Below are 255 nucleotides of genomic sequence, written 5' to 3'. Positions count from 1 at the left end.
ACACGTCCGGAGGGATCAATCTGCCGTTATTTCTTCTCCAGCGCATCAGGGCTTCTGCACCATGGCAGTGTCCTGAAATATCACAGACCGGCTGATAGCAGACAAAAAACTCTCCTTCTGTTATTGCTCTGCTTATCACGGATGCAGGGGAAATACGAGCAGCATGCCATCGTTTCCAGAAAGTACCTGACAGGAATGAAAATAAAAGAAATGCAGGAAGAATTATCGGGATGCCTTCAGTACTGAAGTACAGCC

1 protein-coding gene is annotated in these 255 nt (G+C 47.1%); it reads right to left on the bottom strand.

Features of this window, described 5'->3' with window-relative positions:
• The coding region (locus tag WFK85_RS23725) for an EAL domain-containing protein (RefSeq protein WP_442892386.1) at nucleotides 1–139 on the bottom strand (139 nt) is incomplete at its 3' end.
• Nucleotides 140–255: the final 116 nt, after the last annotated feature.

The organism is Cedecea sp. VD22 (assembly GCF_037150195.1).
GTDB lineage: Bacteria > Pseudomonadota > Gammaproteobacteria > Enterobacterales > Enterobacteriaceae > Cedecea.
This window is presented reverse-complemented; position numbering and strand designations above follow the sequence as displayed.